At 73.6% G+C, this 8,821-nt stretch carries 7 protein-coding genes and 1 pseudogene; 5 read left to right on the top strand and 3 right to left on the bottom strand.

What is annotated here, in order from left to right; genetic code table 11:
- Nucleotides 1-4 precede the first annotated feature (4 nt).
- Genes FF36_RS23635 through FF36_RS31710 form a run of 3 tightly spaced genes read left to right on the top strand, consistent with a single transcriptional unit; the run spans nt 5 to nt 5,411 of the window.
- Nucleotides 5-1,459 carry a DUF58 domain-containing protein gene (locus FF36_RS23635; protein ID WP_052681371.1) on the top strand — a complete coding sequence of 485 codons (1,455 nt, stop codon included), beginning with the start codon at nt 5-7 and terminating at the stop codon, nt 1,457-1,459.
- Nucleotides 1,456-3,732 carry a transglutaminase domain-containing protein gene (locus tag FF36_RS23640; RefSeq protein WP_044887349.1) on the top strand — a complete coding sequence of 759 codons (2,277 nt, stop codon included), beginning with the start codon at nt 1,456-1,458 and terminating at the stop codon, nt 3,730-3,732. Before FF36_RS23635 ends, FF36_RS23640 begins: the two co-directional genes overlap by 4 nt.
- Complete coding sequence (locus FF36_RS31710) at nt 3,729-5,411, top strand: serine/threonine-protein kinase (RefSeq protein ID WP_052681372.1); 1,683 nt, start codon at nt 3,729-3,731, stop codon at nt 5,409-5,411. The genes FF36_RS23640 and FF36_RS31710 overlap by 4 nt, the downstream gene beginning before the upstream one ends.
- A 308-nt stretch (nt 5,412-5,719) precedes the next feature.
- Here the strand turns inward: FF36_RS31710 and FF36_RS38860 are convergent, their stop codons facing one another.
- The gene (locus FF36_RS38860) at nt 5,720-6,031 is read right to left on the bottom strand and encodes a hypothetical protein (protein ID WP_044887350.1); all 312 of its coding nucleotides are present in this window, start codon (nt 6,029-6,031) and stop codon (nt 5,720-5,722) included.
- A 2-nt stretch (nt 6,032-6,033) separates the two neighbouring features.
- A pseudogene (locus FF36_RS41125) lies at nt 6,034-6,114 on the bottom strand (hypothetical protein); the annotation flags it as partial.
- Between the two features lie 157 nt (nt 6,115-6,271).
- Between FF36_RS41125 and FF36_RS23655 the strand changes: the two are divergent.
- Both FF36_RS23655 and FF36_RS40115 read left to right on the top strand, forming a co-directional pair.
- Nucleotides 6,272-7,510 (top strand): MFS transporter, encoded by a 1,239-nt coding sequence (locus tag FF36_RS23655; RefSeq protein ID WP_044887351.1) that lies wholly within the window; start codon nt 6,272-6,274, stop codon nt 7,508-7,510.
- A gap of 93 nt (nt 7,511-7,603) precedes the next feature.
- Nucleotides 7,604-7,732, top strand: coding sequence for a hypothetical protein (locus tag FF36_RS40115; RefSeq protein ID WP_255354325.1), 129 nt, complete (start codon nt 7,604-7,606; stop codon nt 7,730-7,732).
- Between the two features lie 57 nt (nt 7,733-7,789).
- Here FF36_RS40115 and FF36_RS23660 read toward each other — a convergent pair.
- Nucleotides 7,790-8,821, bottom strand: a 1,032-nt coding sequence (locus tag FF36_RS23660) for an IS3 family transposase (protein WP_242422785.1), incomplete at its 5' end; no start/stop codon positions are given.

Here is an 8,821-nt window from a genome sequence, read left to right on the forward strand (position 1 = left end):
CGGCATGGCCGCGGCACCCGCGACGCCCCGGGCGGCCCGACCCGCAGCCGCCCCGGGCTGGCTGCGCCGCGTGCGCGGGACCATCACGCCGACCGGTTTCGGGGTTCTCGCCGGCGTCGTCGTCACGGGCACGGCCGCCGGGGTGCTGCGCTTCCCGGAGTTGGCGGTGCTCGCCGTCGGCGGCGTGGTGGCGTTGCTGTGCGCCGCCGCGCTGGTCGCACGCCAGCCCCGGTTCACCGTGGAGATCGAGGTGACGCCGATGCGGGTCGGCCGCGGCGAACCGGCGATCGCCGGCGTCACGGTGCACAACGTCGGCTCCCGGACGGTGATCGGCCCGGTGCGGCTGCGCCTGCCGTACCGAACAGGCCTCGGACCTACGACGAGCCTCGGACCTACGGCAGAGCCCGGAGCCGCGACAGAGCCCGTGGGCGGGGCCGAGGGCGCCGGGGCCGAGGGCGCCGGGGCCCGGAGGCCGGAGGCCGCCGAGGCCGAGATCCGGTCGCTGCCGCCCGGGGCACGCCGCATGATTGCCATCCCGCTGCCGACCGGGCGCCGCGGGTTGCTCCGGGTCGGGCCGGCCGAGCTGGTCACCAGCGACCCACTCGGGCTGTTCGCCCGGACGCAGCAGCGGGGTCGACCAGCGGTCGTGCACGTGTACCCGGTGGTCCAGCCGCTGGCACCGCTGCCGTCCACCCGCGCCGGCCGCCCCGACGGCCTGCCGGTCGACAGCGAGACCCAGGGCGGGGTGACCTTCCACCGACTGCGGGAGTACGCGCCCGGCGACGACCCGCGCCACCTGCACTGGCGGTCCAGCGCCCGCGCCGGCACGCTGCTGGTCAGGCAGTACGTCGACCCGTCGGAACCCGCGACGACGGTGGTGCTCGACACTCGGCGCCGGGCGTACCCGCCGGGTGATCCGGGTGCCGCCGCCTTCGACGCCGCGGTGGACGCCGCCGCGTCCGTGCTTCTGGCGTCCGCGCGGCTGCGGTTCCCGGTGCGGCTGTGCACCACCGCCGGCCTGCGGCTCACCCTCAGCGGCGGCCGGGCCGACGAGACCACGGCCCTGGACGCGCTGGCCGGGGTGGAGCTGATCGACTCGGGCCCGCCCGGTCCGGGTTCCGGCGGCGGCCCGGCCGCCGGACAGACGCTCACGGCCTCGGTCCGCGGCTCCTCTCGGCGCGCCATCGGCACGCTGGCTCTGGTCAGCGGCACGCAGGACGCTGCCGCGACGGTCAGCGCCGCGGCGGTCGCGGTCGGATACGAGCGGGTGGTCGTGGTCCGGGTCGGTGAAACCGGCGGCCTGTCCTCGCTCGGCGGCGGACGACTGCGGGTGCTGGACGTCCGCGACGCCGCCGGCCTCGCGGTGCTCTGGCCGGCCTCGACGGGGGTCCGGCCCCCGACGGAGGGCGGCCGGTCCCCGGCGGGGGGCGGCCGGTCCCCGACGGACGGCCTGCGGTGACCGCACGCCTCGCCGCGCTGGGTGTCGTCGCCTGCCTTGCGGGGCTGGCCGGCGCTGCCTTCCACCGGGGGTTCGGCCTGGGAGCCGTCCTCGGCCCGGTGGTCGCGGCCGCGGTCATCCCGGTGGTGCTGGCCGCACTGCTCGCCCGGGGCGGCCGCCGGCCCCCGCCGCTGCCGGTGTCGTTCCTGAGTTCGGCCGTGCTGTGGCTGGCCGTCGTCGCCGCGACGTTGTTCCGCGACGGTTCGCCGCACGCCCGCGGCGTGCTCCCGGCGGTCGCCGACGGCCTGGTCAACGGGAGCACCCGGCTGCTCGACACGACCCTGCCCGCGCCGGATTCCCCTGACCTGCTGGTCGTCCCGCAGGCGCTGACGTGGCTGGCCGCCCTCGCCGGCGCCGAACTGGTGCTCAGAACACGGTCGGTGCTGGCACCGGCGCTACCGGCGCTGGTCGCCTTCGGTGTGGCCGTGACGGTGACGGTGTCCGGCCCGGGCTCCAACCTGGGCATCGCCGGCGGCCTGGTGGTCGCCGCCGGGGCGCTGGCCCTGTGCCGGCGGGCCGAACCGCGGGCGCCCTCGGACCACGGCCGTCCCACCTGGCCCGAGTCGGCCGGTCGGATCGACGCGCGCCGCTCGACGCTGGGCCTCACCGTGGTCGCCGCGACCGCCGCCGTGGCGCTCGCGGCCGGTCCGGCGCTGCTCGTCCCGAGCGCCGGACCGTACGACCTGCGCGCGCACCGCAGCGTCCCGTCGCACCCGCAGCCGACGGTGAGCCCGCTCGACTTCGTCTCCGCCTGGCTGCGCTCGCCGGGCGAGGCGCTGTTCACCGCCGCCCCTCCCGTCTCCCGCAACATCCGCCTGGCGGCACTCGATCGGTTCGACGGGCAGCAGTGGACACCGTCGGCGCGGTTCACCCCCGCCGGCGGTCGGGTACCACCGGCGCCGGGCGGACCGCCGGCCGCGGACCGGATCAGCCAGGACATCACCATCGGCACCCTGCCAGGCGTGTTCCTGCCCCATGTCGACCGACCGGTCACCCTCACCGGTGCCGACCTCGCCGTCGACACCGCCGGCGGGAGCCTGATCTCGAGCAGTCCGCTGGTCCCCGGGCGCGCCTACCGCGTGACGTCCGCCGTGCCGCGCGACCTGAGCCCGCAACAGCTCGCGGCGCTGCGGATCGCGAGCGGCACCTCGTCGGACGCGGCCCGGACCCTCCCACCGGGGCTGCCGGCGCCGATCGCCGCGGCGGCGCGGGAGGTGGCAGCGGCCGGGGGCACCCCGTTCCAGCGGGCCTACCGGCTGGAACAGTTCCTGCGCACCCGGTTCACCTACGATCCGGAGGCCCCGTCCGGCCACGCCTACGGTCACCTCGCCTACTTCCTCGACCGCAGCCACACCGGCACCTCGGAGCAGTTCGCCACGGCGTTCGCGGTCCTCGCCCGGGTCCTGGGCCTGCCCAGCCGGGTGGTGGTCGGCTTCCACCCCGCCGGCCTCCCCGCGACCGGCGCGGCCCCGGTCGGAACGGATCGGACGAAGAATGATCGGACGGGGGCCGGTCGGACGGGGGTTGTGCGGGCCGGGGATGTGCTGGTGTGGCCGGAGATCGACTTCGCCGGGGCCGGATGGGTGCCGTTCTACCCGACGCCGCAGGCAGCGGGCCCGCATGGGGGGTCGGTCGCCACCTCTGCCCAGGGGGAGCCGGCCGGTCGGGCCGAGCAGGTCACCGAGGCCGCCGCCGTGCCACCGCAGTCCGTGGTGCAGTCCGCGCCGGCCGGGTCCCGGTCGTCCTCGACCCCGGTCGGCGCTCTCGCCGGGCTGGCCCTGGCCGGCGCGGTGGTGATCGCCGGGGTGGCCTACGTCGTCCTCGGTCTGTCCGCCCCGGCCCGCCGCCGGCGACGACGGCGGGCGGCGGACGGCGACCGGGAGCGGGTGGTCGGCGCCTGGCTGGACACGCTCGAGTCGCTGGACCGGGCCGGTGCGCCGGTGCCGCCCTCAGCGACCCCGACGGACGTCGTCGACCTCGGATCGGCCCTGGTGGGACCGGGCGGACGGGCCCCGCTGACCGCTCTCGCCCGTCTGGCCACCGCGGCCCTGCACGGGCCGGACATCCCCGGCGCACCGAGCGCCGTGAGCGGACGAGAGGCCGAGGCGGCCTGGCAGCACAGCGCGACGATGCGCACCGAACTGCGCCGCGTCACCCCGCGCAGCCGCCGGGCCCGCCGGTGCCTCGCGCCCGCCGCGGTCTTCGGCTCGGCCCACCGGATCGAGCCCCGGTGAACGAGCACGAGGGCGAGCACGAGGGGCCGATCATCGCCGGCTACCGCTCGCTACGGCCGATCGCGCAGGGCGGCTTCAGCATCGTCTACACGGCTTACCAGGACAAGCTGGACCGCACCGTCGCCGTCAAGGTCATCAATGCGGACCTGCTCGACGCTGCGGCGGCCCGTCGTTTCGCCCGGGAATGCCGGGCGACCGGGCGCCTTACCGGCCACCCGAACATCATCACGGTGTTCGAGGTGGGCTCCACCCGCGACCGCCGTCCGTTCATCGCGATGCAGTACCTCCCGGCCGGCTCCATGACCGACCGGCTGCGGCGGGAAGGCCCCCTCGGGACGGCGGAGACCCTCCGCGTCGCGGCGCAGATCGCCGACGCCCTGCACGCCGCGCACAGCCTGCAGATCCTGCACCGGGATGTGAAGCCGGGCAACATCATGCTCTCCGATCGCGGGGACCCGGTGCTGAGCGACTTCGGCATCGCCACCCTGGGACTCGGCACCGACAGGTCGGGTACCGACGGCGCCTTCACCGTGGCCTACTCCGCGCCGGAGGTCCTGCAGGGCTCCCCCGCCAGCGTCGCCTCCGACCTCTATGGCCTGGGCGCGACGATCTACACTCTGCTGTCCGGGACTCCGCCGTTCGGCTGGCTGCCCGGTGACTCCACCCCAGCGATGATCCTGCGCATCCTCCACGACGAGATCCGCCCCCTGCGACGGGCCGACGTCCCGGACGAGGTGGAACGGGCGCTGCACGCGCTGATGTCCCGGGATCCGTCCCGTCGGCCGGGCAGCGCCGCGGAGGCGGCGGCCGAGCTGCGTCGGCTGAACGCGGTGCTGGGCTTCACCGTCCGTCACACGCCACTGAGACCCGTCGGCGAGCCGACCCCGCCGCCGGTGTCCACCGGTATCGGGCCCGGTCCCGGTGGTCACGACGCCGCGGAAGCCGCGCGCGCCGCGCACACCGACGCCGCGCACACCGACACCGCGCGTGCCGACACCGCGCCCCCGTCGCCCGGCGATGCGCCCACCGCCGTCCAGCCCGGGCCTGCCCCCGCACCCCCCGCCGATCGCGCGTTCCCGGCCGCGCCGGCGACCGGCACGACCGCACCGGCGCAGCCGAGGGCCGTCGATCCGGTGACCCCGCAGGTGGCGGCGGGGGGACTGGATGCCGCCGGCGGCGGCCAAGGCGAGGATCTGCTCGTGGCCGGTCGTCGGTCGATCCGCCGGGTGCCGTTCCTGCTGATGATCGTGACCGTCGCCGCGTTGGGCGTGCTCCTCGTGGTCCTGGTGGCAGCCGTCATCGCCAGTCGGAACGACCAACCGACGGCGGGCGTCGCCACCACAGCCACCTCGACGGTCCCGCCCAGCACGGTCGCGGCGGCGCGACCGCACCGTCTACAGGTCGCCGACCACGGCACGGTGGCCGTCCTGACCTGGCAGAACGGCTCGCCGTCCACCAGCCTGGTGCTGCAACGTCGAGGCTCCGAGGACGAGAGCAGACTGACGACACTGAGCGCCGGCCAGACGGTGTACTCCGACCAGATCGAACCCACCCGGCCCTACTGCTACCAGATCGGCCAGGTCCTCGGCGTCTATCAGGCCCAGGATGCTGCACCGAGGACCACCGTCGCCTGGTCCGGATACACCTGCATCCGGAACGCGACCCCGCCCGCATCCTGACCCGGCGAGCCGGGTCGCACAGGGGGGCAGCCCCCTGCCGAAGAGGGTGTCCAGGCCCCTCGTGGCCGCGGCCGGGCGCCACGAGTCTGAGGGTCATGACGCAGACGCCTCCCGCTACGGCCGCCGTCCGGACCCCGGCATCCCACGGAGCGCGCGCTGGCCCCCCGACCTGGCCCGCGGCGCGATGCTGCTGTTCATCGCGCTCGCCAACGCCGGGAACTGCGCCTTCGCCGGCCAGCCCGGCCTCGACGGCACGCCGCACGGCGCGGAGCGCGGCGCGGAACCGGGGCAGGTGGGCGTGCCAGTCCTCAGAGGGGAATGTCCGCCGTCCCGGTGGTGGAACGGCGGACCAGGCGCAGCGTCCGGGCGAAGCCGGCCCGGTCGGGACCGATGTCGGCGGCTTCCGCCGCGTGGGCGATCAGGGCGGTGAGCGCGTACTGGACGGTCAGCCAGGCCCACCTCTCCTGGACGGCCAGGTCTGGCAGTCGGAAGCGCAGTACCTTCCCCGGGCCGCGGAGATGGGTCTTGAGCTGGTCGTTCGCGGTCTCCTCCGCCCAGCGTTCGCCCGGCCCGCCCTTTTGCGCGCCTGGGTGATCCCGCTCGCACTCGACGGCGCCCACGCCGCGTCCCAGCAGCCGAACCGGTCCAGCGACCCGGTGACCTTCGCCGCGACCTCGGCGTCGTCGTCCGGGAACAGGCACATTCCCAGCGTCAGATACGCCGCCACATACGGCGGGAGCTTGGAATGGCCCTGCCGATAACCTGCCTGCGCTCGATTAGGCGGTGATTTGGATCATCGCTCGCCGAAGATAGTCCGGTAAGACGGACATCCTTAACCCTTGGCACATACTGTTCCAAAGGTGAGCGATGCCACCGGAATCGAGACAGACGCCGATGTGCAACACGAGGTTCCCCTCCGGCGCAACGAGGGCTTCCGTATGCTGTGGATCGGCCAGCTGCTCTCCGATACCGGCTCAGGGATCGGCCTGCTCGCCTACCCGCTGCTTATCCTGGCGCTGACTCACTCGGCGGTGCTCGCCGGGGTGGTGGGGACGTCGCGGGCCATTACCCTGCTGTGCCTGCAGCTGCCCGCCGGGGCGCTCTCCGACCGGTTCAACCGGCGGCTGACGATGATCATTTGCGACACCATGCGCGCGATCCTGCTGGCCCTGCTCGGCATCCTGGTCGTGACCCATCTCGCGTCCTGGCCGGTCGTCCTGGTCGTGTGCCTGATCGAGGGAGGCGCAGGCGCCATCTTCAACCCGGCGGCTGCCGCGGCACTGCCGGAGATCGTGCCGGACGGGCAACTGGAGCAGGCGTCGGCCGCCACCGAGGCCAGGACCTACGCTGCCGCCCTGGCCGGCCCGGCGCTCGGCGGGGCTCTTTTCGGGCTGGGCCAGGCCGTCCCGTTCCTCGCCAATGCCGTCTCCTACGTTGTCTCGTTCGGCACGGTGAACAGGATCCGGGGGCAGTTCCGCCCGGAGAACGCGGCCGAGCGCAAGGCGTTGTGGCGCGAGGTGGCCGATGGCCTGCAGTTCGTCTGGCAGGTGCCGATCCTGCGCGCGGTAGCGCTAACGGCACCCTTGCTGAACTTCGCCTTCACCGGCGTGACCTTCACCGTCACGCTCGCGCTGCGTCATCACAGTACCTCCACTGCGGTGATCGGCCTAGTGCAGGCGACCATCGCGGCCGGCGGGCTGCTCGGCGCCCTGGTGGCACCCCGGCTGCAGGGGCGCATGCGCCTGGGAGCCCTGGCCACCACGATCACCCTGGCTGGGGCCCTGCTGTTCGGTGCTGCGGCACCGCTCCTCCCGTCGCCGCTGGTGGCGGCGCCGATCGCCCTAGCGCTGCTGCTCGCGCCGGCCGTGAACGCCGCGCTGTTTGCCGCGACGCTCCGCAGTGCACCGGCAGAAATGCGCGGCCGGGTCATCAACACCGTGGTCATGGCGACTACCGCGCTGGCTGCGCTGGCGCCGCTGACCGCTGGGCTGCTTGTCCAGCACGTGTCCGGCGCCTGGGCGGTGGGCGCCTTCGCCGCCACGGCCGCCGCTGCGGCAGTGCTGTGCCTGATCCTGCCAGGTTTGCGGCATGCTGCATGAGCCGCACGGATGAAGATTTCGGCAAGGACAACGTAAAATCTATCCCCATCACGCCTTGAAACAACCGCAGCAGCGAGAGATGCCTACAGCGGAATGCGCCTGTTCCCGGACGACGACAACGCCGAGGTCGCGGCGAAGGCCCGGGAACCGTCCGAGGACGACAACCGTCGCGTACTCGCCGTCCTCGCCTATCTCGAGGGTTGCAGCCCACCTGGAGGGTGAGCATCTCACGGCGCAGGCGGAATCCGTCAAGCTGTTTGAGTCAGGCGCTTCAGAAAATTAGTTGGCCTGCTGATCGGTGTCCTGGTCGTCGGGCCGGTTGATCCACGCGGGCTTGGGGAGCTCGGGTGGGGTCGGGGGTCGGCGGACGAACCGTTCGGGGTGTGCGGCGTAGGCGGCGTCGAGCACGCTGGCGCGGGCCTGGTGGACGGTGTCGGCCTGGCCGTGGTGCACGACCGCCGGGGTCAGCAGGCCGATCCCGGAATGGCGGTGCTGGTTGTTGTAGTGGTCGAAAAATTGTCGGCACCAGGCGCGAGCCGTCTGCAGGGTCTCGAACGACGCCGGGAAGTCGGGCCGGTACTTCAACGTTTTGAAGTGGGCCTCTGAATACGGGTTGTCGTTGGAGACCCGCGGGCGGGAATGGGAACGGGTGACCCCGAGATCGGCGAGGAGCAGTGCGACGGTTTTCGAGGTCATGGACGTGCCGCGGTCCGCGTGGATCGTGAGCTGGTCAGGGTTGACGGCCTGTTTCTCGCAGGTGGCGCGGAGTAGATCGTCGGCGAGGGCCGCGGATTCGGCGTCGGCGACCATCCACCCGACAACATAGCGGCTGTACACGTCGATGATGACGTACAGGTAGTAGTAAGTCCATTTCTTCGGGCCGCGGAGTTTTGTGATATCCCACGACCAGACGGTGTTGGGCTTTTCGGCGACGAGTTCGGGTTTGACATGAGCCGGGTGGGTGGCCTGGCGGCGGCGTTCCCCGGTCTCTCCGTGCTCGGCGAGGATCCGGTACATCGTGCGGGGAGACGCCAGGTAGATCCCCTCGTCCAGCAGCGCCGCCCAGACCTGGTCCGGGGAGGCGTCCACGAACCGCTCCGAGTGCAACAGCTCCAGCACCCTCGCCCGCTCCTCGGCCGTCAGGGCCGCGGGCTGGCGGCGCTGCTTGTGCGGAATCGGTGCCGGCCGCGGCGGAGCAGGGCTTTTCCGGTGCCGCCGGTAATGCGTCGCCCGGGACCGGCCCACCGCCCGGCACGCCGCGACGGCCCCGACTTTCGGGATCAGCTGTTCGAGCGCTTCCTCGGTCACCTG

The sequence above is a fragment of the Frankia torreyi genome, assembly GCF_000948395.1.
Classification (GTDB): domain Bacteria; phylum Actinomycetota; class Actinomycetes; order Frankiales; family Frankiaceae; genus Frankia; species Frankia torreyi.